The 23,243-nt window shown below is 68.5% G+C and carries 24 protein-coding genes; 12 read left to right on the plus strand and 12 right to left on the minus strand.

Features of this window, described 5'->3' with window-relative positions:
* The first annotated feature begins 4 nt into the window (after positions 1-4).
* The 5 genes from VD964_RS14415 (at position 5) to VD964_RS14435 (ending at position 5,812) form a co-directional block, all read left to right on the plus strand.
* Positions 5-808, plus strand: coding sequence for an ABC transporter permease (locus VD964_RS14415; RefSeq protein WP_324869257.1), 804 nt, complete (start codon positions 5-7; stop codon positions 806-808).
* A 26-nt stretch (positions 809-834) separates the two neighbouring features.
* Positions 835-1,884: an ABC transporter ATP-binding protein gene (locus VD964_RS14420; RefSeq protein WP_324869279.1), complete on the plus strand. Its 1,050-nt coding sequence runs from the start codon at positions 835-837 to the stop codon at positions 1,882-1,884.
* Positions 1,885-2,071: 187 nt separating this feature from the next.
* A complete protein-coding gene (locus VD964_RS14425) occupies positions 2,072-2,890 on the plus strand; it encodes a phosphodiesterase (RefSeq protein ID WP_324869258.1) in 819 nt (272 codons plus the stop codon).
* A gap of 87 nt (positions 2,891-2,977) precedes the next feature.
* Positions 2,978-3,964 (plus strand): ABC transporter substrate-binding protein, encoded by a 987-nt coding sequence (locus tag VD964_RS14430; protein WP_324869259.1) that lies wholly within the window; start codon positions 2,978-2,980, stop codon positions 3,962-3,964.
* A 195-nt stretch (positions 3,965-4,159) separates the two neighbouring features.
* The gene (locus VD964_RS14435; RefSeq protein ID WP_324869260.1) at positions 4,160-5,812 is read left to right on the plus strand and encodes an iron ABC transporter permease; all 1,653 of its coding nucleotides are present in this window, start codon (positions 4,160-4,162) and stop codon (positions 5,810-5,812) included.
* Between the two features lie 5 nt (positions 5,813-5,817).
* Here VD964_RS14435 and VD964_RS14440 read toward each other — a convergent pair whose 3' ends face one another.
* The 4 genes from VD964_RS14440 to VD964_RS14455 form a co-directional block, all read right to left on the minus strand.
* The gene (locus VD964_RS14440) at positions 5,818-6,834 is read right to left on the minus strand and encodes an oxidoreductase (protein WP_324869261.1); all 1,017 of its coding nucleotides are present in this window, start codon (positions 6,832-6,834) and stop codon (positions 5,818-5,820) included.
* A 118-nt stretch (positions 6,835-6,952) separates the two neighbouring features.
* Complete coding sequence (locus tag VD964_RS14445; RefSeq protein WP_324869262.1) at positions 6,953-8,026, minus strand: NAD(P)-dependent alcohol dehydrogenase; 1,074 nt, start codon at positions 8,024-8,026, stop codon at positions 6,953-6,955.
* Positions 8,027-8,157: 131 nt separating this feature from the next.
* Entirely contained in the window at positions 8,158-8,541 is a 384-nt protein-coding gene (locus VD964_RS14450; protein ID WP_324869263.1) for a type II toxin-antitoxin system HicB family antitoxin, read from the minus strand.
* Positions 8,538-8,786: a hypothetical protein gene (locus VD964_RS14455; RefSeq protein ID WP_324869264.1), complete on the minus strand. Its 249-nt coding sequence runs from the start codon at positions 8,784-8,786 to the stop codon at positions 8,538-8,540. Before VD964_RS14455 ends, VD964_RS14450 begins: the two co-directional genes overlap by 4 nt.
* A gap of 518 nt (positions 8,787-9,304) precedes the next feature.
* Between VD964_RS14455 and groES the strand changes: the two genes are divergently transcribed.
* Both groES and groL read left to right on the plus strand, forming a co-directional pair.
* A complete protein-coding gene (gene groES / locus VD964_RS14460) occupies positions 9,305-9,622 on the plus strand; it encodes a co-chaperone GroES (RefSeq protein WP_324869265.1) in 318 nt (105 codons plus the stop codon).
* A gap of 19 nt (positions 9,623-9,641) precedes the next feature.
* The gene (groL, locus tag VD964_RS14465; protein ID WP_324869266.1) at positions 9,642-11,267 is read left to right on the plus strand and encodes a chaperonin GroEL; all 1,626 of its coding nucleotides are present in this window, start codon (positions 9,642-9,644) and stop codon (positions 11,265-11,267) included.
* A gap of 107 nt (positions 11,268-11,374) precedes the next feature.
* Here groL and VD964_RS14470 read toward each other — a convergent pair whose 3' ends face one another.
* Complete coding sequence (locus VD964_RS14470) at positions 11,375-12,412, minus strand: sensor histidine kinase (RefSeq protein ID WP_324869267.1); 1,038 nt, start codon at positions 12,410-12,412, stop codon at positions 11,375-11,377.
* A gap of 199 nt (positions 12,413-12,611) precedes the next feature.
* Between VD964_RS14470 and VD964_RS14475 the strand changes: the two genes are divergently transcribed.
* A complete protein-coding gene (locus VD964_RS14475; protein ID WP_324869268.1) occupies positions 12,612-13,751 on the plus strand; it encodes a PQQ-dependent sugar dehydrogenase in 1,140 nt (379 codons plus the stop codon).
* Positions 13,752-13,789: 38 nt separating this feature from the next.
* Entirely contained in the window at positions 13,790-14,272 is a 483-nt protein-coding gene (locus VD964_RS14480) for a GNAT family N-acetyltransferase (protein ID WP_324869269.1), read from the plus strand.
* A 181-nt stretch (positions 14,273-14,453) separates the two neighbouring features.
* On the opposite strand, the gene VD964_RS14485 is transcribed toward VD964_RS14480, so the two are convergent.
* The 7 genes from VD964_RS14485 to VD964_RS14515 are packed head-to-tail and all read right to left on the minus strand — an operon-like array spanning position 14,454 to position 21,405.
* On the minus strand, positions 14,454-15,515 hold the full coding sequence (locus VD964_RS14485; protein WP_324869270.1) for an ABC transporter substrate-binding protein: 1,062 nt from the start codon (positions 15,513-15,515) through the stop codon (positions 14,454-14,456).
* 30 nt (positions 15,516-15,545) lie between these two features.
* Complete coding sequence (locus VD964_RS14490) at positions 15,546-16,679, minus strand: FAD-binding oxidoreductase (RefSeq protein WP_324869271.1); 1,134 nt, start codon at positions 16,677-16,679, stop codon at positions 15,546-15,548.
* Positions 16,679-18,268, minus strand: a complete 1,590-nt coding sequence (locus VD964_RS14495) for an NAD(P)/FAD-dependent oxidoreductase (RefSeq protein ID WP_414637151.1) — start codon at positions 18,266-18,268, stop codon at positions 16,679-16,681. The genes VD964_RS14490 and VD964_RS14495 overlap by 1 nt, the downstream gene beginning before the upstream one ends.
* On the minus strand, positions 18,265-18,555 hold the full coding sequence (locus VD964_RS14500) for a (2Fe-2S)-binding protein (RefSeq protein WP_310118181.1): 291 nt from the start codon (positions 18,553-18,555) through the stop codon (positions 18,265-18,267). Before VD964_RS14500 ends, VD964_RS14495 begins: the two co-directional genes overlap by 4 nt.
* Before the next feature lie 42 nt (positions 18,556-18,597).
* Positions 18,598-19,392 (minus strand): ABC transporter permease, encoded by a 795-nt coding sequence (locus VD964_RS14505; RefSeq protein ID WP_324869273.1) that lies wholly within the window; start codon positions 19,390-19,392, stop codon positions 18,598-18,600.
* A 7-nt stretch (positions 19,393-19,399) separates the two neighbouring features.
* Entirely contained in the window at positions 19,400-20,314 is a 915-nt protein-coding gene (locus VD964_RS14510; protein ID WP_324869274.1) for an ABC transporter permease, read from the minus strand.
* A complete protein-coding gene (locus VD964_RS14515) occupies positions 20,314-21,405 on the minus strand; it encodes an ABC transporter ATP-binding protein (RefSeq protein ID WP_324869275.1) in 1,092 nt (363 codons plus the stop codon). Before VD964_RS14515 ends, VD964_RS14510 begins: the two co-directional genes overlap by 1 nt.
* 191 nt (positions 21,406-21,596) lie before the next feature.
* Between VD964_RS14515 and VD964_RS14520 the strand changes: the two genes are divergently transcribed.
* The 3 genes from VD964_RS14520 to VD964_RS14530 all read left to right on the plus strand — a co-directional run bounded on the left by VD964_RS14520 (position 21,597) and on the right by VD964_RS14530 (position 23,054).
* Positions 21,597-22,454, plus strand: coding sequence for an IclR family transcriptional regulator (locus VD964_RS14520; protein WP_324869276.1), 858 nt, complete (start codon positions 21,597-21,599; stop codon positions 22,452-22,454).
* 19 nt (positions 22,455-22,473) lie between these two features.
* Positions 22,474-22,629, plus strand: a complete 156-nt coding sequence (locus VD964_RS14525) for a DUF2256 domain-containing protein (RefSeq protein WP_324869277.1) — start codon at positions 22,474-22,476, stop codon at positions 22,627-22,629.
* Positions 22,630-22,736: 107 nt separating this feature from the next.
* Positions 22,737-23,054, plus strand: coding sequence for a hypothetical protein (locus VD964_RS14530; RefSeq protein WP_324869278.1), 318 nt, complete (start codon positions 22,737-22,739; stop codon positions 23,052-23,054).
* Positions 23,055-23,243 lie beyond the last annotated feature (189 nt).

The following is a 23,243-nucleotide window of genomic DNA, read 5'->3' on the forward strand; positions in this document are numbered from 1 at the left end:
GGCAATGCATAGTCTCTCGAACCGCCGCGGCTGGGGGTTCTGGCTGCAGTTGGGCTTCACCCTGCTGGTCTGCGCCCTGCTGACCGTGCCGATGGTGATGTCGATGCTGGCCGGGCTGACCGCCAACTATTTCGTCGGGCTGAAGAGCGGCCTGACCCTGCGCTGGGTGGAGGAGGTGTGGCGGGTCTATTCCGGCACCATCCTGCTGTCCTTGCAGATCGCCTTCGCCTGCCTCGCCTGCACGCTGCTGCTGGGCGTGCCCGCGGCCTATGCGCTGGCGCGCCGTCCCGGCCGGATCGCCCGGCTGGTGGAGGAACTCCTGATGATGCCGGTGGCCATCCCCGGCCTCGCCACCGCGCTGGCGCTGATCGTCACCTATGGCGGCGTGGGTGATTTGCGCAGCAGCTGGCTGTTCATCCTGATCGGCCATGTGCTGTTCACCCTGCCCTTCATGGTCCGCGCCGTTCTGGCGGTGCTGGGCTCCATCGACCTGAAGACGCTGGAGGAGGGGGCCGCCAGCCTGGGCGCCGGCTTCCTGCGCCGCTTCGCCACGGTGGTGCTGCCCAACTGCCGCTCCGGCATCCTGGCCGGGTCGCTGATGGTGCTGACGCTGTCGGTCGGCGAGTTCAACCTGACCTGGCTGCTGCACACGCCGCTGACCAAGACCCTGCCGGTCGGGCTGGCCGACAGCTACGCCTCGCTGCGGATCGAGATCGGCAGCGCCTACACCCTCGTCTTCTTCCTGATGATCGTGCCCAGCCTGATCCTGCTGCAGGGTCTGGCGAAGCGCGGCCGCCCGTCCGTTTGAGGCTTCCAGAGATGCCCGACAGCCTGATGCCCGACAGCTTCCACCTCGACGCCGTGCCGATCCGCCTGGAGCGCTGCGGCAAGACCTTCGCCGGAAGCGCCCGTGCGCTGGAACCGCTGGACCTGACCATCCGCGGCGGCGAGACCATCGTCTTCCTCGGCCCCAGCGGCTGCGGCAAGACCACCACGCTGCGCATCATCGCCGGGCTGGAGAGCCCCGATCCTGGCGGCCGCGTGCTGTTCGGGGAGGAGGACGTCACCGCCCTGCCGATCGAGCGGCGCAATGTCGGCATGGTCTTCCAGAGCTACGCCCTGTTCCCCAACATGACGGTGGCGGAAAACGTCGCCTACGGCCTGAAGGTGCGCAAGCTGCCGCGCGCCGACCGCGCCCGCCGGGTGGAGGAGATGCTGGACCTGATGCATCTCGGCGAGTTCGCAGGGCGACGGATCGACCAGCTGTCCGGCGGGCAGCGGCAGCGCGTGGCGCTGGCCCGCGCGCTGGTGGTGCGGCCGCGCGTGCTTCTGCTGGACGAGCCGCTGACGGCGCTCGACGCCAAGCTGCGCGACAGTTTGCGGCTGGAAATCGACCGGCTGCTGCGCGGGCTGGGCATCACTGCCGTCTACGTCACCCACGACCAGGGGGAGGCGATGGCGCTGGGCGACCGCATCGTGGTGATGGCCAAGGGGCGCGTGGCGCAGATCGGCACCCCGCGGGAGATCTATTACCAGCCGGCGGACGGCTTCGTCGCCGACTTCATCGGCACGATGAACCGGCTGGGCGGAACGGTGCAGGGCGGGATGCTGTCCATCGGGGCGGCGTCGCTGCCCTGGTCGGGGCCGGACGGTGCGGTGGAACTGCTGGTGCGGCCGGAGGATCTGGCGCTCGCATCGGAGGCCGACGGGCATCTCGGCGGGAGCGTCGCCGCGGCGGTGTTCCTGGGCGACCGCACGCGGCTGGTGGTGGAGCCCACGGACGGGCCGGCGCTGACGGTGGACACCCTCGGGCGGAGCGAGCTGGGTCGCGGCGACCGGGTGTGGCTGCGCGTCGATCCGGCGCGGGTGCTGGCGGTGCCGTGAGTTTGGTCGTCGCGACGCTTTGCCCCCTCCCCATCCCTCCCCCGCCTTCGGCGGGAGAGGGGGCAGGATGCTTGTGCGAGTGAACTGAATTGCGAAGCGGCGGCAGTCCCCTCTCCCTCGAAGAGGGGGAGGGTTAGGGAGGGGGCATACGCCTCCAAATCAAACACTTAAGCCCAAGGCCCCACCCATGATCATTGTCCAGATCACCGACACCCACATCAAGCCGCCCGGCCGCCTCGCCTACCGCCGCGTCGACACCGCGCCCTTCCTGGAGCGCGCCGTCGCCGCCGTCCTGGCGCTCACCCCCCGGCCAGACGTGATCCTCGCCACCGGCGACCTCGTTGATGCGGGCCATGCCGAGGAGTACGAACGCCTGCTCGGCCTGCTGCGCCCGCTCGACATCCCGCTCTTCGCCGTGCCCGGCAACCATGACGAACGTGCTGGTCTCGCCGAGGCCTTTCCAGATCTCAAGGCGCGCGTCGGCGACAGCTCCTTCTTCCACTACACGGTGGAGGACTGGCCGGTCCGCCTGATCGCCATGGACACCGTCCTGCCCGGCTCCGGCGCCGGAGAGGTCTGTGCGGAGCGGCTCGCCTGGCTCGACACCCGCCTGTCCGAGCAGCCCGAGCGGCCGACCATCGTCTTCCAGCATCATCCGCCCTTCGCCACCGGCATCGGCCACATGGACCGGCTCGGCCTGAGCGGCGCCGACGCCATGGCCGACGTGATCCGCCGCCATCGCCAAGTGGAACGGGTGCTGTGCGGCCATCTGCACCGGCCGATCCAGGTGCGCTGGGCCGGGACCATCGCCTCGACCGCGCCCTCCACCGCGCATCAGGTGGCGCTCGACCTGCGCGACGACGCGCCGTCCGCCTTCGTGATGGAGCCGCCGGGCTACCAGATCCACATGTGGCGCGCCGACACCGGCGTAGTCAGCCATACCGCCGTCATCGGCGACTATGACGGCCCCTATCCCTTCTTCAAGGACGGAAAGCTGATCGACTAGCTCGGCTATTCGGCCGGCTGTCACGCGCCTGTCACGGGCTTCGCGTAAGACACAGCTCTCACCGCCGATCCCACGGAGACGACAGAGATGAAGGCGTTTCTCGCCACCCTCGCCACGGTGCTGACCCTGGCGCTTGGCCACAGCGCACAGGCCGACGGCGCCACCGGCAAGCTCGTGCTCTACACCTCACAGCTGGAGCCGGACGCCCGCCAAACGGTCGAGGCTTTCAAGGCGAAGAATCCCGGCGTCGAGGTGGAGTGGGTCCGCAACGGCACGACCGAGCTGATGAACAAGCTGCGAGCGGAGTTCACCGCCGGCGCGCCGCAGCCCGACCTGCTGCTGATCGCCGACGCGGTGACGATGGAATCGCTGAAGGCTGAGAAGCGCCTGCAGCCCTATGCCGGCGCTCCGGTGGCCGGCTATCGTCCCGGCACCCACGATGCGCAGGGCTACTGGTTCGGCACCAAGCTGATCACCACCGGCATCGTCTACAACACCGCCGCTCCGATGAAGCCGACCTCCTGGCAGGATCTGCTGAAGCCGGAAGCCAAGGGCAGCACGGTGATGCCGAGCCCGCTCTATTCCGGTGCCGCCGCCATCCACATGGCGTCGATCAAGGCGCAGCCGTCGCTGGGCATGGCGTACTACGAGGCGCTGCAGCGCAACGCCGTCACCGCGGCCAAGGGCAACGGCGGCATCCTGAAGGACGTGGCCGGCGGGGCGAAGCTCTACGGCATGGTCGTCGATTACCTGCCGATCCGCGAACAGCTGAAAGGCGCGCCCGTCGCCTTCGTCTTCCCCAAGGAGGGCGTCAGCGCGGTCAGCGAGCCGGTGGCGATCCTCAGCACCGCGAAGAACCCCACCGCGGCCAAGGCCTTCATCGACTTCCTGCTGAGCCGCGACGGTCAGGATCTCGCCTCCCGCCAAGGTTTCCTGCCGGCCCTGCCGGGCGTCAACCCGCCGCCGGGCTTCCCCGATCCGGCAACCATCACCCTGCTGCCCTACGACCCGGCCAAGGCGCTGGCCGAGGACGACGCCAACAAGCGCGCCTTCGCCGACCTGTTCGGCGGGTGAGTGAGGTACGGTAAGCATCCCCTCTCCCCCCGGGGAGAGGGTTAGGGTGAGGGGGATGCGTTGCGGGGACTTTCAAGAATCGCGCACTCCGATCCGTCTGTGAAAATCCACGCTGTGCACCCCCCTCACCCCGACCCTCTCCCCGGGGGGGAGAGGGGGATTGCCCCGGGAGGTTGGAGGGTGGGAAAAGGCGCTTTGCCCGCCCTCCCCGGTTGGCCGCTACTGGTCGGCCTGCTCGTGCTTCTCCCGGTCCTGCGCCTGCTGTGGGAAGCGGGCGATCCGGCGGTGCTGGGCCGTGTGCTCGACTCCCCCGCCACATGGCGGGCCACCGGCAACAGCATCGCCATCGCCGCAGGCGCCACGCTGGCGGCGGCACTGATCGGCGGGCCCTTCGCCCTGCTGATCGGGTTGACCGACCTGCGCGCCCGGACGGCGATGACCTTCGCCCTGATCCTGCCGCTGATGATCCCGCCGCAGATCGTGGCGATGGCCTGGACCCATCTTGCCGGCTCCAGCAGCCCGCTGCTGAAGCCGCTCGGCCTCGCTCCGCCGGTCGGCACGCCGAACCCGGTGCAGTCGGCGGCGGGTATGATCCTGGTGATGGGGATCGAACATGCGCCGCTGGTCTTCCTCGCCCTGCGCGCAGCGCTCCGCGCCATTCCCGGCGACGTGCTGGAAGCGGCGCGGGCATCCGGCGCCGGTCCCTGGCGCGCGGTGCGCGGCGTGGTGCTGCCGCTCTGCCTGCCGGGCCTGATCGCCGGGCTCGCCATGGCCTTCGTCGCGGCGCTGGGGAATTTCGGAGTTCCCGCCCTGCTAGGCGTGCCGGCCGGCATCCCGATGCTGCCGACGCTGATCTACCGCCGGCTGGCCGGCTTCGGCCCCTCCGCCCTGCCCGAGGTGGCGGTGCTGGCCGCGCTGATCGGACTGATCGCCTGCCTGGGCATCGCCGCCCAGACCATCCTGCAATCGCGCATCGCCACCCGCCTGCCCGGCGGCGCCCGTCCGTTGGCCGCGCTGCCGCTCGGCGCTGCCCGCGCACCAGTCGAGACGATGGCCTGGGGCGTTCTTCTGCTGCTGGTCGCGGCGCCGCTGGCGGCGTTGCTGGCGACCAGCCTCGTGCGGGTCTACGGCGTGCCCATCGGTCTCGACACGCTGACGCTGTCCCATTACAGCGAGGTGCTGGCGCTCGATCAGGTTGGGCGCGCCTTCGCCAATTCGGTGTTGCTGTCGGGATCGGCCGCCCTGCTGCTGGCGCTGCTGGCGATTCCGCTGGCCCACACCATGGCGCGGGGCGGCGGTGCCGGGCGGATCGCCCGTGCGGTCGGGGTGCTGGTGGAACTGCCGCACGCCGTGCCGGGGGTGGTGCTCGGCATCGGCTGCATCCTGCTGTTCCTGAAGCCGCTGCCAGGGCTGGGCTTCAGCCTGTACGGCACGCTGTGGATCATCCTGGCGGCCTATCTGGTCCGCTTCCTGCCGCTGGCCCTGCGCCCGGTGCAGGCGGCCTGCGCCGCGCTCGACCCCACGGTGGAGGAGGCCGCCCGCGCGCTCGGCGCCGGGCCGCTGCGCCGCCTGCTGACGGTGGTGGCGCCGCTGGTCGCACCGGCGGCGGCGGCCGGCGGGCTGCTGGTCTTCCTTACCGCCTTCAACGAACTGACCGTCTCCATCTTGCTGTGGTCGCAGGGGCGGGAGACACTGGGCGTCGTCGTCTATGCGCTGGAGGAAGGCGGCAGCCCGACGCTGGGCGCCGCGCTAGGCGTCATCGCAATTCTGGTGGTGCTGGCCGCCATGGTCGCCGCCGGGGCGCTGGGCCGCCGCCTGCCGCCCGGCGTGGTGCCCTGGCGCGAATAGACGTCTCAGGCCGGCAGTCCCGCCGCCTTGCGCACCGCCTCCAGCACGGTCAGCACGTCGCGCGCCTGCTCCGCCGTCACCGGCGGCGGCGCGCCGTCGAGGATGGCGGCCGCCACCCCGCGATAGAAGGCGGGATAGTCGCCGCACAGCGTTTCCACCCGGCGTTCCGTCCCGTCGGCCTGGACCAGCAAGGCGTGGTTCTCCGGTTCGTCCAGGCCCCAATCCGCCTCGGTCGGCATGCGGCCGGCACGCAACGCCGCCTCCTGCCCGTCCATGCCGTGTTTCAGGAAGCTGCCGCGGTCGCCATGCAGCTGGAAGCGCGGTCCCGGCCGGCAGACCACCGTCCCGCAATGCAGGATCGCCCGCAGCGGGCCATAGCCCAGCACGATGTGGAACCAGTCGTCGACCTGTGCGTCCGGCCGTTGGGCACCGACATCGGCGAGGATGCGGTCGGGCATGCCGAACAGGGTCAGCGCCTGATCGATCAGATGGGCGCCAAGGTCGAACAGCACCCCCGATCCTGCCAGCGTCTGTTCGCGCCAGCCCTGCTTGATCTGCGGCCGGAAGCGGTCGAAATGCGCCTCATAGTGATAGGGGCGGCCGACCTCGCCGTTTTCCAGGCAGGTGCGCAGAGTGAGGAAGTCGTTGTCCCAGCGGCGGTTCTGGAAAACCGTCAGCAGCCGCCCCTGCCGCTTGGCGACGTCGATCAGTTCGTCGGCTTCCGCCGCAGTGGTCGCCATCGGCTTGTCGATCACCACATGCTTGCCGGCCAGCAGCGCCTCGCGCGCCAAGGGGGCGTGGCTGGTGTTGGGGGTGGCGATCACCACCAGATCGATGTCCGGATCGCCGATCACCGCCTCGACCGTCGTAGCCTCCGCCCCCGGTGCGCTGCGGCGGATGTCGTCCACGCGCGAACTGGCGACCGCCTTCAGATTTAGGCGCGGCTCGCTCAGGATCAGCGGCGCGTGGAACACCGACCCGGCAAGGCCGAATCCCAACAGACCGACCGACAGGCTCCTCATCGTCTCTCCCCTTCCCCAAGGCTGGCAACCGGCACAGCAGATGGGCGTCCTGCGGGGAGCGGCCAAGGGGCTATCGACCAGGGCCAGGCGATACCACCCGGCCCTGGCCGGCTCCGCCCTACGGAGTGATCGCCACCTTCAGCACGCCGTCGCGCTGATGGCCGAACAGTTCATAGGCATCCTCGATCCGGTCCAGCGTGAAGCGGTGGGTGACCAGCGGCTTCAGATCCACCCGGCGGGAGGCGACGACCTCCATCAGCCGGCGCATCCGCTCCTTGCCGCCGGGGCAGAGCGAGGTGATGATGGTGTGGTCGCCCAGCCCCGCGGCGAAGGGTCCCAGCGGGATGCGCAGGTCGCCCGAATAGACGCCGAGGCTGGACAGCGTTCCGCCCGGCCGCAGGACACGCAGCGCCGCCTCGAAGGTCGCCTGGGTGCCCAGCGCCTCGATGGCGACGTCGACTCCACGGCCACCGGTCAGCCGCATGATCTCCTCCACCGGATCGACGCTGCGGAAATCGACCACATGGTCGGCGCCCATGCGCCGCGCCATCTCCATCCGCGCCGGCACGGCGTCGACGGCGATGATGGTGGTGGCGCCCTTCAGCTTGGCCCCGGCGGTGGCGCACAGCCCGATGGGACCTTGCGCGAACACCGCCACGGTGTCGCCGATGCGGATGTTGCCGCGCTCGGCCCCGGCGAAGCCGGTGGACATGATGTCGGGGCACATCAGCACCTCTTCATCGGTCAGATCGTCGGGGACGGGGGCGAGGTTGGTCATCGCGTCCGGCACCAGCAGATAGTCTGCTTGGCAACCATCGATGGTGTTGCCGAATCGCCAGCCGCCCAGCGGCTTCCAGCCATGAGCGGTACCGGCGCCGTCCTGCGAATGGCAGCCGCATAGGCAGGCGTTGCTGTGGCCGCTGGGGGTAATTGCCCCGGCGATCACCCGTTGACCCTCGCGATAGCCGCTGACGGCCGAGCCCAGCTTTTCGATGACGCCGACCGGCTCATGCCCGATGGTCAGGCCGCGATTGACCGGATATTCGCCCTTCAGGATGTGTATGTCGGTGCCGCAGATCGTCGTCGTCGTGATGCGGATCAGCGCGTCCAGCGGTCCGACGTCGGGGATCGGCTTGTCGTCCAGCACGATGCGGCCCGGTTCGACGAACACCGCCGCTTTCATCATGACCATGGCGTCCTCCCATTCTGGTGGCCGCCGGTCGAGGGGCTGTTTGGCGTGACCTTCGCAAACGGCCCGCGGCCGGCGCTGTGCTTCACGCCGGCCAGTGTAGCGCGGCCGGGAGAAGACCGCGTTGATGCAGATTAAATGGAGGGAGCTTTGGGGTCGGCCCCCGCGCCGTCACGGCGCCCCAACCCTTCGGAGAGGAGCGAGACGACCAGGGTGTTCAGGCTGACGCCCTCCCGACCGGCCCGTTCGGTGAGCCGCCGATGCAGCGATTTCGGCACCCTCTGCTGCCATTTCCCGCTGAAGGCCCCGTCATCGGCGACCGACGGCGGCGGGATCTCCCGACCGGCGGCGCGCATCGCCTCGATCCAGCCGTGCATGGCGTCGGCACCATTGGCAACCGCCTCTTCGATGGAGTCGCCGTCGGACATGCAGCCGGGAAGATCCGGAAACTCGATCAGGTATCCGCCGCCATCCTCTTCGCTGAGGGGACGGATGGTGAAAGGATAGTCGAGTTTCATCGGTCATTCTCCTGTGCTTCGCGCTGCTCCATCGCCTGCCGTTCCCGGACGGCTTCGATGAAGGCGAGGAAGGCTTTGACATAGACCGGCTTGATCGGGCGATGAGCGGGAACAGATGGCGCCTCGACAATACCGGGATAGTCAAAAATGATGTGGCTGCCGGAAGGTTTGCGGATATTCACACCCTGTGTGCGGGCGACAGCCTCAAGATCCTCAATCCGCCAATCCCGCGGATTGTTCTTCATGCGGGCAAGGATCTTGTCCGTTTGAGTCATGCTCGAATGGTATCACCGGCGGTACTGCCAAGCAAGCTGCCGACGGCCTCGCCGTCCCATCTTGACGCCCGCCCGCGCCCGACTAAATTTTGCCCGCGCCGGGGTGCCTCACCCACAGGATCCCGGCGTACCCGAAATCCGTGTCCTGCATGTTGCTCTGCGGAGGATGTGTGCGATGCCGGCGACCAGATTATTGCGTCCCCCTACCCTACCCGGTCCGGTCGGAGTTGGCGCCCACCTGAGATAACGACCACATCCGGCCGGAAAAATCTGAAGAATTCCCGAGAGGAATGGATCACCTGTGCCTGCGATCGCAGACACGGGCACTTGCCGTTTCACGATCACAACAAAGAAACACGCGAACAATTTCTTTGAAAATCCTCTTGACGGCAAAAACAGCCTGAGTAGATTTCCCAACCGAAAGCGCGGCCCATTCGGGCGTGCTTGAGAAAGTCCGACATTCGCTTAAGAACAAGGAGTGTCACACCATGAAGTTCAAACCGCTTCACGACCGCGTTCTGGTCCGCCGCGTCGAATCCGACACCAGGACGAAGGGCGGCATCATCATCCCCGACACCGCCAAGGAAAAGCCGCAGGAGGGCGAAGTCATCGCCGTCGGCGCGGGCGCTCGGGACGAGGCCGGCAAGCTGGCGGCCCTCGACGTGAAGCCCGGCGACCGCGTGCTGTTCGGCAAATGGTCCGGCACCGAGGTGAAGATCGACGGCGAGGATCTCCTGATCATGAAGGAGAGCGACATCCTCGGCGTGATCGAGGGTGCCGCCGAACCCGCCAAGAAGGCCGCGTGATTAGGGGAGGAACAGGACCATGGCTGCGAAGGACGTGAAGTTCGGCTCCACCGCCCGCGACAAGATGCTGCGCGGCGTGGACATCCTGGCCGACGCCGTGAAGGTCACTCTGGGCCCGAAGGGCCGCAACGTGGTGATCGAAAAGTCGTTCGGCGCCCCGCGTATCACCAAGGACGGCGTGTCGGTCGCCAAGGAAATCGAACTGGCCGACAAGTTCGAGAACATGGGCGCGCAGATGCTGCGCGAGGTCGCGTCGAAGACCGCCGATCTGGCTGGTGACGGCACCACCACCGCCACTGTGCTGGCCCAGGCCATCGTGCGGGAGGGCGCCAAGTCGGTCGCCGCCGGCATCAACCCGATGGACCTGAAGCGCGGCATCGACATGGCGGTCGACGCCGTGGTGACCGAACTGAAGGCCCGCTCCAAGAAGGTGACCACCAACGAGGAGATCGCCCAGGTCGGCACCATCTCCGCCAACGGCGACCGCGAGATCGGCGACATGCTGGCCCGCGCGATGGAGAAGGTCGGCAACGAGGGCGTCATCACGGTCGAGGAGGCAAAGAGCCTGGAGACCGAGCTGGATGTCGTCGAGGGCATGCAATTCGACCGCGGCTACACCTCGCCCTACTTCGTCACCAACGCCGACAAGATGCAGGTGGAACTGGATGACCCGTACATCCTGATCCACGACAAGAAGCTGTCCGGCATCCAGGCGATCATCCCTGTGCTGGAGAAGGTTGTGCAGTCGGGCAAGCCGCTGCTGATCATCGCCGAGGAGGTGGAGGGCGAGGCGCTGGCGACCCTGGTGGTCAACCGCCTGCGCGGCGGCCTGAAGGTCGCGGCGGTGAAGGCCCCCGGCTTCGGCGACCGCCGCAAGGCCATGCTGGAGGACATCGCCATCCTCACCGGCGGCCAGGTGGTCAGCGAGGAACTCGGCATCAAGCTGGACGGCGTCACCATCGACATGCTGGGCCGCGCCGGCAAGGTGGTCATCACCAAGGACAACACCACCATTGTCAACGGCGTCGGGTCGACGGACGACATCAAGGCCCGCTGCACCCAGATCCGCCAGCAGATCGAAGAGACGACCTCCGACTACGACCGCGAGAAGCTGCAGGAGCGGCTGGCGAAGCTGGCCGGCGGCGTCGCGGTGATCCGCGTCGGCGGCGCCACCGAGGTCGAGGTGAAGGAGCGCAAGGACCGCGTCGACGACGCCATGCATGCCACCCGCGCCGCGGTCGAGGAAGGCATCCTGCCCGGCGGCGGCGTGGCGCTGGCCCGTGCGGTCGCGGTGCTGGAAACCGTCAAGCCGGCCAACGACGACCAGCGCGTCGGCGTGGAGATCGTGCGCCGGGCGTTGAGCGCGCCGGTCCGCCAGATCGCGACCAACGCCGGCGTCGACGGCTCGATCATCGTCGGCAAACTGAACGACAGCAAGGACTACAGCGTCGGCTACGACGCGGCCAAGGGCGAATGGTGCGATCTGGTGAAGGCCGGCATCATCGACCCGGCCAAGGTGGTGCGCACCGCGCTGCAGGACGCGGCCTCCGTCGCCGGCCTGCTGATCACCACCGAGGCGATGGTCGCCCAATTGCCGGAAAAGAAGCCCGCGGTTCCCGCCCCCGGCGCCGACATGGACTTCTGATCCCAACCTTCCGATCAAGGTCATTTTCCACAGGCCTCCCAGCCGAACGGTTTCGGACTGGATGTTCCCTGGACGGGGTCGCGCCACACCGGCGCGGCCCCTTTTTCTCAGTGGACGAATGACTTGCCCGGTTCCGGCAGGGGAAAGCGCAGGGTTGCCTTCACCCCCTCCTCCGGCAGCGGCCGGATGTCCAGGCTGCCGCGCAGCTGCTGGGCCAGTTGCTGCATGATCTTGCCGCCCAGCCCGGTCCCCTGCGGCTGATCCGACAGGATGCCGACCCCATCGTCGCAGACGCACAGCACGCAGTCCTTCCCCTCCTTGCGGAAGCTGAGGTCGATCCGGCCGGAGCGGCCGTCGGGAAAGGCATATTTCAGCGCATTGGTGATCAGCTCGTTGGCGATGGTGCCGACCGCGATGGCGACGCCCATGTCCAGGACCACATCCTCCACCTCGGCATTCACCGCCACCGGCCGCACCCCGACCACGCCGAGTTGGAGATCCTCCACCAGGCTTTCCAGGAACTCCTTGGAATTGACGACGGTGACACCTTCGACACGGCGCAGGCGGACATAGACCCGGGCCAACACGCCGATGCGCTCTATGGTGCCGCCGACGATCTCCTGCGGATTTTCCGACCGGTGGGCGGCCAGCATCAGTTGGGCGCAAATCTGCTGCAGGTCGTTGCGGATCCGATGGTGGATCTCGTGCAGCATAAGCTCCTTTTCCTCGTTGACCGCCGACAGCTGGTCCCAGGACAGGCGGAGCTGCTTGTTCGCCCGATGCAGGGCATCCGCGACCGCGGCGATGCCGAACCCCAATGCCATGTAGATCAGAAAGGCCAACCGGTCGCCAGGATCTGCGATCCAAAGCAAGCCTTCCGGCTTCATGAAGAACCAGGCCGAGCACAAACCCGACAGGATCACGGCCACGAACCCCGATCCACGGTCGAACAGGATTGAAATCAGGAAGATGGTGGGGATGAAGACCAGAAATGGATACTTGAAAAGGAGTGGATCGAGCATGTAGCGCACCAACGTCGTCAGCCCGACCAGCGCAAATGTAATCCCGTAGCGCGCCCAGGCGGAACGCGGCAAGCTGGACGACAGCCGGTGCAGAACCTTTTCCATACCGCGCGCACGATTCACGACGACAGGTCTCCGTACAGCAGGATCGAACCCATAACAGCTGAACTCTTCATACGGCCTGCGCCGACGCACGGATTGGGGTGACACCCTGAAAGCGGGAGCCGGCCACCCGGCCGGAGGGATTCTTTCGGCGAACGGATCTTGGCCGCCCCGCCGATACCCCCATCTGAAAGGCCTCACCGCTCACCGGAGGATCTTGATGCGCAGCACCCTGACCCTGTCGGCCGCCCTTCTCGCCGCCCTTGCCGCCACCCCTGGCCTGGCCCAATCGGGCGCCGGACAGGTGGTCAAGACCGTCCAGACCAGCGCCGGCCCGGTGGCGGTCAGCCGGTTCGCCGATGGGCTGGAGCGGCCCTGGGGCATCGATTTCCTGCCGGACGGCCGGGCGCTGGTGACGGAAAAGCCGGGGCGGCTGCGCATCGTGGCGCGCGACGGCACTCTCTCCGCCCCGCTCGGCGGCACGCCGAAGGTTCTGGTCCAGGGTCAGGGCGGGCTGATGGACGTGGCGGTCGATCCGCAATTCTCGCAGAACCGGACCATCTACCTCGCCTATGCCGAGGCCGGCGACAACGGCCTGTCCGGAACGGCGCTGGGGCGCGGCACGCTGACAGACCGTGGGATCGAGAATTTCCAAGTCATCTTCCGCCAATCGCCCAAGATGGACGGCGGCCACCATTACGGCACCCGCATCGTCTTCTCGGGCGACGGTCAAATCTTCCTGACGCTGGGCGAACGCAACAAAATGAGCCCGGCGCAGGACCGCAACGCCACGCTGGGCAAGGTGGTGCGGCTGAACCGCGACGGCTCGCCGCCCAAGGACAACCCCTTCGCCGGCGAAGGCAAGGTGGCGGCCAGCGTCTGGTCCTATGGCCACCGCAACATCGAGGCGGCGGCCATCGACCCGCGCACCGGCTCGCTGTGGATCGCGGAGATGGGACCGGCGGGCGGTGACGAGCTGAACCGGCCGGAGGCCGGCAAGAATTACGGCTGGCCGCTGGTCAGCTGGGGCAATCATTACGATGGCCGTGACATCCCCGATCCGCCGACCCGCAAGGAGTTCACCGACGCGGTGATCCACTGGACGCCGGTGATCTCGCCGTCCGGCATGGCCTTCTACCAAGGCAGCCTGTTCCCGAACTGGCAGGGCAGCGCCCTGATCGGCGGCCTGAGCGCCAGGGCGCTGGTGCGGGTCGCCGTCGACGGCACCACCGCGAAGGAGGCGGAGCGCATTCCGCTCGACGCGCGCATCCGCGATGTGGCACAGGGTCCGGACGGCGCCCTCTATGTGATCACCGATGCTTCCGACGGCGCGGTCCTGCGGCTGGCGCCGGCGAAATAGCCTCCGACGGATGGGGGGAGCGCAAAGGACAGGGGCCGATGAGGATCCGCGATTACCGACCGTCAGACGCCCCGGTGCTGGCGCAGATCTACGCCCGTTCCGTCCGCGGCATTGGCCCGCGCTTCTACACTCCCGAGCAGGTGGAGGCCTGGGCGGCGCAGGCACCAATGGTGGAACGGGTGCGGGAGGCCTATGGCGACGGGCGCATCGCCCTGGTTGCGGTGGATGACGACGACCGGCCGGTCGCCTTCAGCGACGTGGAGCCGGACGGCCACATCAACTTCCTCTACTGCGCCCCGGAGGCGGCCGGCCGGGGCACCATGTCGGCGTTGGTCGACCTGCTGGAGGACCGCGCCGCGGCGTTGGGCTATCCCCGCCTGCATGTGGAGGCGAGCGAGGCCGCCCGCCCCTTCTTCCTGCGCCGCGGATTCACCCTGCTGGCACGCCGCGAGCTGCGGATCGGCGACGTGCCGATCCACAACTATGCGATGGAGAAGTGGTTGGGGCGGGGCCGAGAATAGGCTCAAGCAACGCTTGCCCCCTCCCTACCCCTCCCCCGCTTCGCGGGAGAGGGAACTCCGCCGATTTCGTGCTTGCCCCCTCTCCCGCGATCGGACCGGCCTTTGGCCGGCCGAGGGCGGGGGAGGGTTGGGGAGGGGGCCGTCCGTCAAGAACTCCCCCCCAGCCAAAAATCCTCCGCCCTTACCGTTCGATTTCCTTGTTCCAGCGCTGGTTCCAGTCCGGGCGCTTCTCGTTGATGACGTCCCAGTCCACCGTCACGGCGGTCTTCATGTAGCCCTGGAACTTGTTCATGTCGTCGGCGACCTCAGCCGGCGGCTTGACCGTGGTGTTGGACGGGATCTGCGCGCCGTACTGCAGGGCGGCCAGCTGCGCATCCGGACCCAGCAGATAGGCGGCGAGCTTCTGGGCGGCTTCGTTGTCCGGGTTCTTGGCGACGACGCATTCGCCGACCATCAGGACGACCGAGCCTTCCTTGGGCTGGACATATTCCACCGGAATGCCCTTGGCCTTCAGCGTGCCGACGCCGGTCGGGGTCAGTGGGAAGATGGCCGCCTCACCGGTCTGCACCATCTCCGCGATCTTGGCGGAGCTGGGGATGTATTCCAGCACGTTCGGACCGATGGTCTTGCGCCAGGTGGTGAAGCCCGGATCGACGTTGGTCTCGCTGCCGCCCTTGATGCGGTTATACATCAGGAAGGCATGCAGGCCGAAGGAGCTGCTGGCGGCCGACTGGACGACGATCTTGCCCTTGTACTTGGCGTCGGCCAGATCCATCCAGCTGGTCGGCGGCGTCCAGCCCTTCTCCTCGAACATCGCCTTGTTATAGGCGAGGCCCGTCATGCCCATGTTGACGCCGACTGCCATGTCGCCCTTCAGCCGGGCCGACGGATAGACTTGGTCCAGCACCGGCGACGGTTCCATCTTCTGGCACAGGCCCATGCCGATGGCGCGGTACATCAGCCCGTCGTCCAGGAAGACGACGTGCATCTGCGGATTGTCCTTCTGCGCCTGCAGCTTGGCGAGGATATCCGACGAGGTGCCGGGGACGACGACCACCTTGATGCCGGTCGCCTTCTCGAAGGCGGGGAAGACATGCTCGGTGTAGGTCTTCTCCATCGTGCCGCCGTTCATGCCGATATAGACCGTCTTGGTCTGCGCGGCGGCCGGGGTGGAGAGGGCTGCGGCGGCCGTGATGGCAACCGTGGCGAGACCGGTGAGCGACAGGGAACGCAAGGTGGGCATGCAGTCCTCCAATGGGCCAAGGGGTGAAATCTAAAGCGGTCGGTCGGAAGCCGAGGGCGGAAAGCGGTCGATGCGGAAGGGCTCCAGCGGCATGGCCGTCTCGCCGGTGGTGACCAGCTCGGCCAGCGTCTGGCCGACGCCGGGGCCGATCTGGAATCCCGCGCCGGAGAAGCCGAAGGCGTGGAACAGGCCGGGCGTGGTGCGGCTGGCGCCGATGATCGGGTTGCGGTCGGGCGTGTAGCCCTCCACCCCGGTCCAGCAGCGGATGACGTGGGCATGGCGCAACTGCGGGAACAGCTCCGCCGCGTCGCGCATCAGGGTCAGCACGGCGTCGCGTTGCGGCCGGGCGCGGTCGGCGTCCAGCGCAAAGCCGCGCCCGCCGCCCACCACCATGTTGCCGCGCGGCACCTGCCGGCCATAGACCCCGCCGCCCTCCACCCCGATGTTGACGTCGAGGAAGCGGGGCAGCGGCTCCGTCACCGCCATGTTGGGATGGAGCGATTCCAGCGGCACCGGCTCGCCGAAGGCTTCCGCCACCCGCCAGGACCAGGCGCCGGCGGTGTTCAGCAGAAAGCGTGCGCGGACCTCCAGATCATCGCCGCTCAGCAGGACGAAGCGGTCGCCGTCCTTCTCCACCCGGTCGACCGGCGTCTGTTCGCGCACCACAGCACCCAACGCCGCAGCGGCACGGGCGAAGGCGGGGGAGACGAGGCGCGGGTTGGCATGGCCGTCCTCCGGGCAGAGCGAGCCGCCGATGGCCCGATCGCCCAGTGCCGGCCAACGGCGGCGGAACTCGTCACCCGCGATGATCTCCAGCCCGAGGCCGAAGCCCTGGCTGCGCTCGCGGTAGGCGATTAGCGCATCGAGGTCGGCCTCGCTGCGCGCCAGCTTGAGATGGCCGGAGCGGATATATTCGGCGTCGGTGCCCAGCAGTTCCGGCAGCTGTCCCCAGATGGCGTGGGCGCGCTGCGACAGCGGCAGTTGCTCCAGCGGTCGGCCCTGCCGGCGCACACCGCCGAAATTGACGCCGCTCGCCTTGGCACCGCACCAGTCGCGCTCCAGCAGCATTACCGACAGGCCGGCCTGCCGCAGGAACAGCGCCGCCGATCCGCCGACGATTCCGCCGCCGACGACGGCGACGTCGCAGTCGATCCGTTCCCGCATCACGCGACCTCCCTGCCGCTGGAGCCCTCTCCCCCCCGCTCACGCGCAAACGAAGTTTGCGCTGACGCGACAGGCGGACCTTCGGTCCGCTGAGAGTGGGGAGAGGGTTGGGTGAGGGGGATGCACGGCGGAGCGTTCACGGGAGATTGGAACGCTGCGGCTGGCTGACCGGATCCTCGCAATGCATCCCCCTCACCCTGACCCTCTCCCCGGGGGGGAGAGGGGATGGTCGTCGCGATGGGAAGGGGCTTGATCGGTGGCTGCGCCCGCAGTCGCCCCACCCCGTCCGGGCCGGTGCCGAGGGTGCGGGACAGCAGTTCCGCCGTGGTGGCGCTGCACATGCGGCCCTGGCAGCGGCCCATGCCGGCACGGGTCAGCGCCTTGGCGCGGTTCATCTCGCGGGCCTGTCCGCTGCGGGCGACCTCGCGCACGGCCCCGGCGGTGACGCCTTCGCAGCGGCAGATCATGGTGTCGTCGGCAATGGCGTCGGCCCAGTCCGCCGGGAACGGGAAGGCGGCGTTCAGCACCCGGCGGAAGGCGGCAATGCGGGCGAGGCGGCCGTCCAGGTCCCGCACCCGCGCCGCATCCACCGGCCGGCCGAGATCCTCCAGCAGAGCCAGCGCCGCGCGCTCCCCCGCCAGTTCCGCCGCATCCGCGCCGGCGATGCCGCTGCCGTCGCCGGCCAGATAGACGCCGGGAACCGAACTGCGCCCTGCCCCGTCCCGCTCGGGCAACCACGCCCGGTCGGCCTCGTCGAAGCGGAATCGGCAGCCTGCGAGATCTGCCAGTTGCGTCTCCGACCGCAGGCCCAGCCCAAAGGCGACAGCGTCGCAGGAGATGCGCCGCTCGCGCCCGCGGGCGTCGCGCCAGACCAACGCCTCGACCCGCTCCGCTCCCTCGGCGCGCACCGGACGGACGCCGTTGTGGATCGGCACGCCATGGGCGCGCAGCCAGCCGACGAACAGCAGCCCCTTCGCCAGCGTCGCCGGATCGCGCAGCATGCCGGGGGTGGCGCGGGTCTGTGCGGTGAAGGAGGTGGTGTCGAACACCCCCGCCACCTCGACCCCGGCCTTCAGATACTGGTAGGCAACCAGATAGAGCAGCGGCCCGGTGCCGAGGAAAGCCACCCGCCGGCCGACGGCGCAGCCCTGGAACTTCAGCGCCACCTGGGACCCGCCGAGCGTGAAGACGCCGGGCAGCGTCCAGCCGGGGAAGGGCAGAACGCGATCGGTTGCGCCGGTCGCCAGGATCAGATGGCTGAAGGGCAGAGCCTCGCTCGCGCCGTCGCACAGCAGGTCGAGCGCGCCGGCCTCGCAATTCCACACCAGCGTGCGCGGGCGGTAGTCGATGCGGTCGCGGATCGCCGCCATGGCGCGATGAACCGCGTCGGCCTTGTCCGCTTCGAAACCGTACAGCGCTTTCTTCGGCCGGGTGAAGCCGCCTTCCGGCGGTTGGCGGTAGATCTGGCCGCCCCAGCGCGCCGCCTCGTCCACCACCACCGGACGCAGGCCGGCGGCGACCAACCGCTCCGCCGCGCGGATGCCGGCCGGGCCGGCGCCGACGATGACGGGGGGAAGGAACCCGCTCACGACGTCCACTCCCCATTGCTCAGCAGGCGCATGCCGTCGGCGATGAAGGTGCCGCAGGCGCGGAGGCGCTCGCCCTCCTCCGTCCGCACCCAGCAGTCCTGGCAGGCGCCCATCATGCAGAAGCCGGCGCGCGGGGTGTCGGCGAACTCCGTCCGGCGCAGCCGCTCCCCGTTGGTGAGCATGGCGGTCATGACGGTGTCGCCTTCCAGCGCCTCCACCGGGCGCCCGTCGAGGGTGAAGCGGACCACGCGCCGGCCCTGTTCGGCCACACGCTGCAGCAAAGCCATGATGACTGGTCTCCGAGGAGAGAGGTCGGCCGGAGCGGATGCTCAGTGCTGGCCGACCAGGATGCGGTCCAACCCATAGACGCGGTCGAGCAGAAGCACGGCGACCGCGGTGATGCCGATGATCAGCGCCGACACCGCCGCCATCATCGGGTCGATGGATTCGGTGGCGTACATGTACATCCGCACCGGCAGCGTCACCGTGGACGGCGAGGTGATGAAGATGGACATGGTCAGCTCGTCGAAGCTGTTGATGAAGGCGATCAGCCAGCCGCCGGTGACGCCGGGCAGGATCATCGGCAGGGTGACGCGGCGGAACACCGTCGCCTCGCTGGCGCCCAGCGAGAAGGCCGCCTGCTCCACGCTGCGGTCGAAGCCGGAGATTGCGGCGATCAGCAGGCGCATCACATAAGGCGTGACGATGACGATGTGGGCGGCGACCAGCCAGCCGAAGCTGCCCGTGGCGCCGATGACGGCGAACAGCCGCAGCATGGCGACACCCAGCACCAGATGCGGGATGATCAGCGGCGACAGGAACAGCGCGTTGAGGAAGCCGCGGCCGGGAAACTCCCAGCGCGTGATGGCCAGCGAGGCCGGCACCGCCAGCGCCACCGCCAGCGTCGCCGCCAGGAAGGCCAGCCACAGGCTGTTCCAGAAGGACTGAACGAAGTCGGGGTGGTGGAACACCGCCTCGAACCAGCGCAGCGAAAGGCCCTTGGTCGGCAGCGACAGCGTGTTCTCCGGCGTGAAGGCGACGAGGCAGACGATCACCAGCGGCGCCAGCATGAAGATGACGACCAGCGCGTGGAAAAGCAGGGCGACGGGTCCGTTGCGGGTCATGGCATCCTCACCCCAGCCGGCGGCGGTAATGGCCTTCCACCACGCGGTGGTAGGTCAGCATGATGATCAGGTTGGCGGCCAGCAGGATCACGGCGACGGCGGCCCCCATGGGCCAGTTCAGGTCGCTGAGATACTGGTCGTAGACCACGGTCGCGACCATCTTCAGCCGCCGCCCGCCGAGCAGACCGGGAATGGCGAAGGCGCTGGCGCTGAGGCCGAAGACGATCAGGCTTCCCGACAGGATGCCCGGCAGGATCTGCGGCGCCACCACCCGGACGATGGCCGTCCCGCGCGAGGCGCCGAAGGACAGCGCCGCCTGCTCCACCGCGGGATCCAGCTTCTGCAGCGAGGTCCAGACCGGGATGACCATGAAGGGCAGCATGACGTGGACCAGCGCCACGACCACCGTGCCTTCGGTGTAGAGCAGCTTCATCCTGCCGATGCCGAGCGCGATCAGCGCCCCGTTCACCGGCCCTTCCGGCCCCAGCAGCATGCTCCAGCCGAAGGCGCGGACGACGACGGAGACCAGCAGCGGCGCCAGGATCACCAGCAGGAAGACGGAGCGCCAGGGATTGCCCATGCGGCTGAGGATGTAGGCCTCCGGCACGCCGATCACCACGCAGATGGCGGTCGCCAGCGCCGAGATCCGGAAGGTGCGGAAGAAGATCTCCAGGTAATACTCGTCGGTCAGGACCGACAGGTAATGCTCCAGCGTGAAGCCGCCGGTGCGCCCGGTCGCATAGTCGAACTGGTTGAAGGACAGCAGCGCCGTCAGGAACAGCGGCGTCAGCACCAGCGCCACGAACAGCAGCGCCGCCGGCGCCGACAGGAACAGCGGGGCGGAGCGCATGCGGCGCTCCGGCGCCTCGTCGCCGGGGGCAGCGGGAGCGGCCGGCGCGCTATCGGGAAGGGCGGCGCTCATCAGGTCACCTCGAGCGCAACGTCGGGCGCCTCCGCCATGGCGCCGCGATGGACGCGCACCACGGACGGCGTCCATTCCAGCCCCACCGGCGCACCCTGGTCGGCCGGGGCGGAGCCGTCGTTCGGCGTCACCACCATCACCGTGCCGAGCGGCCCGTCTATGTGATAGAGCCACTGGCTGCCCAGGAAGAAGCGGTCGGCGACCCGGCCGGTCAGCAGCCCGTTCGACGGCGCGGTCAGCCGCATCTTCTCCGGCCGGATGCACAGCGTCACCGTCTCGCCCACCGACAGACCCGGCATTTCGACCGGCACGGCGATGCCGGCCAGCGACACCGTGGCGCCGGCATCGGTCGCACTGGCGACCTTGCCAGGCAGCAGGTTGGTCTTGCCGACGAAGCGGGAGATGAACTCCGTCTCCGGATGCTCGTAGATGCGATAGGGCTGGTCGATCTGGGTGATGCGCCCGGCCTCCATCACCACGACGCGGTCGCTGATGGAAAAGGCTTCCGCCTGGTCATGGGTGACCATGACGGTGGTGGTGCCGACCTTGCGCTGGATTTCGCGCAGTTCGAACTGCATCGCCTCGCGCAGCTTAGCGTCCAGGTTGGACAGCGGTTCGTCCAGCAGCAGCACCGGCGGGCGGATGACGAGCGCGCGGGCCAGCGCCACGCGCTGCCGCTGGCCGCCCGACAACTCGCGCGGATAGCGCTTGGCGTAGGGGGAGAGGTGGACCAGCGACAGCGCCTCCTCCACCCGCGGCTTGCGCTCGCCCTTGGGCACGCGCTGCATCTCCAGGCCGAAGCTGACATTGTCGAACACGGTCATGTGCGGGAACAGCGCGTAGCTCTGGAACACGATGCCCAGCCCGCGGCTGTTCGCCTTGGCCCGCGTGATGTCGCGCCCATCCAACCGGATGGTGCCGGCCGACGGTTCGACGAAACCGGCGATCATCTGCAGGGTCGTGGTCTTTCCGCAGCCGGACGGGCCGAGCAGAGAGACGAACTCCCCCTTTTCCACCGACAGCGACACGTCGCCGACCGCGGTCAGCGGCCCGTAACGCTTGGTGATGTTTTTCAATTCGAGGAACGACACGGGGGGAATTCTCCCTCTTGCTGACCGGGCCTCTGACTTTCGGGGCCTCACCTGTATGACCCGATGGTTCAGCCTGACGACCGGTGGCGTCAATCCGCTTTTTCCGTCTACAGAAAAGATTTTGCAAAAGATTCCGTTATGCGGAATAGATGGGGCAGCAAACAACACCGATTTTCACACGGAGCCGGAGCATGAGCGCCGACACCCGCGGCAAGGCGAACGACAGTGCGGGCAGCGACGAGACGGGCGCGAAATCCAGCCTGCAGCGCGGGCTGGCGATCCTGCGCCTGCTGGCCTCGTCGAACGAGACGGGGGCGCGGCTGACCGACATCGCCCGCGCGCTCGACCTCACGCCGCCGACCGTCCACCGCCTGCTGAAGATCCTGGCGGAGGAAGGGATGGTGGAGCCGGACCGGGCAACCAAGCGCTATCGCCTGGGCATCGACCTGTTCGGACTGGCGGCGCAGGCCGGCAATCCCAACAACCTGCGCGACATCTGCCGGCCGATCCTGCTGCGCCTGTCGGCGACCCTGCGCGACACCATCTTCCTGCTGGTGCGCAGCGGCTTCGACGCGGTGTGCCTGGACCGCAGCGAAGGGCCGTTTCCCATCCGCTCCTTCACCGGCGACATCGGCGGCCGGGTGACGTTGGGCGTCGGCCAGGGCAGCCTCGCCATCATGGCCTTCCTGCATGCGGAGGAGCGGGAGGAGGTGATCCGCTTCAACCTGCCGCGCATGCAGGGGGTCGGCATCATCGACGAGGTCTATCTGCGCACGGAAATCGCACGCGTGCGGGATTTGGGCTATGCCAGCCGCTCCACCGGCCTGCTGCCGGGCATGTCCGGCGTGGCCGTTCCGGTGCTGGACCGCGACGGGCACGCGGTGGCGGCGCTCAGCGTCGGCACGATCAGCGAGCGGCTGAACGAGGAACGGCTGCCGGTGGTGGTCGACATCCTGAAACGTGAATCTGCGGCCATCAGCCGCCAGTTGAACCCCTTCGACCCGGTACTGCGCCGTCCGGCCGCGGTGCTGGGCAGCGGTTCGGCATAGGTGCGGGGGCCGGCTCGCGATGAAAGGCGTCAAGAAGGCCGACCTTCCCACCAAGACCTGCCCAGTCTGCAACCGTCCTTTCACCTGGCGGAAAAAATGGGAGCGGGTGTGGGAGCAGGTGAAATACTGCTCCGACCGCTGCCGGGGGGAGGCACGCAAGGGCGAGCGGTCCTGAAGCCTCAGCTGCCGATCGTTTGATGTCGATCAATGGCGGGGTTCCCGTAATCGGCTAGGGTCGGCATGGCTTGGGGAATGCCCCGGCCGGTTGACCTTGCGGCGGACATGACGCGTTCGGGCCACATCCTTGCCGTTCTTCTCTTCGCCTTCGCGCTCCTGTTCGGCGCGGCGGGCGGAGCGATGGCGCATGTGGACATGCAGGCCGGCCCGGCCGACCATCATCATGGCGAAACGCGCGACGGCACCCACAAAGCCGCGCTGACCGTGTCCGCCCCCTGCTGCCCGGCCGCCGAAGCACCGGCGACGGACAGGCTCCCCGCCCCCGCCCGTTGGGCCACTGCTTCCTGGCCGCCGCGCCCGGACTATGCGCCGGACAGGCGCGCCATCGCACCGGAAACACCCCCTCCCAAAGCCAGCCTCTGATCGGCCGCGCGCCGTGCTGTCCATTCCGGCCAGCCGGTCGCGGTTCCCGCCAGCGCTTTCAAACGCGATCAGAGGACTTCCTCCATGCCCGATCCGAGGCATTTCACGACCCGTCGCGGCTTCATCGCCGGACTGGGCTTCGGCGCCGTTTCCCTTTACGGCGCCTGGGCGGCCTATGGCGCCGCTCCC

The organism is Azospirillum sp., from assembly GCF_035628975.1.
Classification (GTDB): Bacteria; Pseudomonadota; Alphaproteobacteria; order Azospirillales; family Azospirillaceae; genus Azospirillum.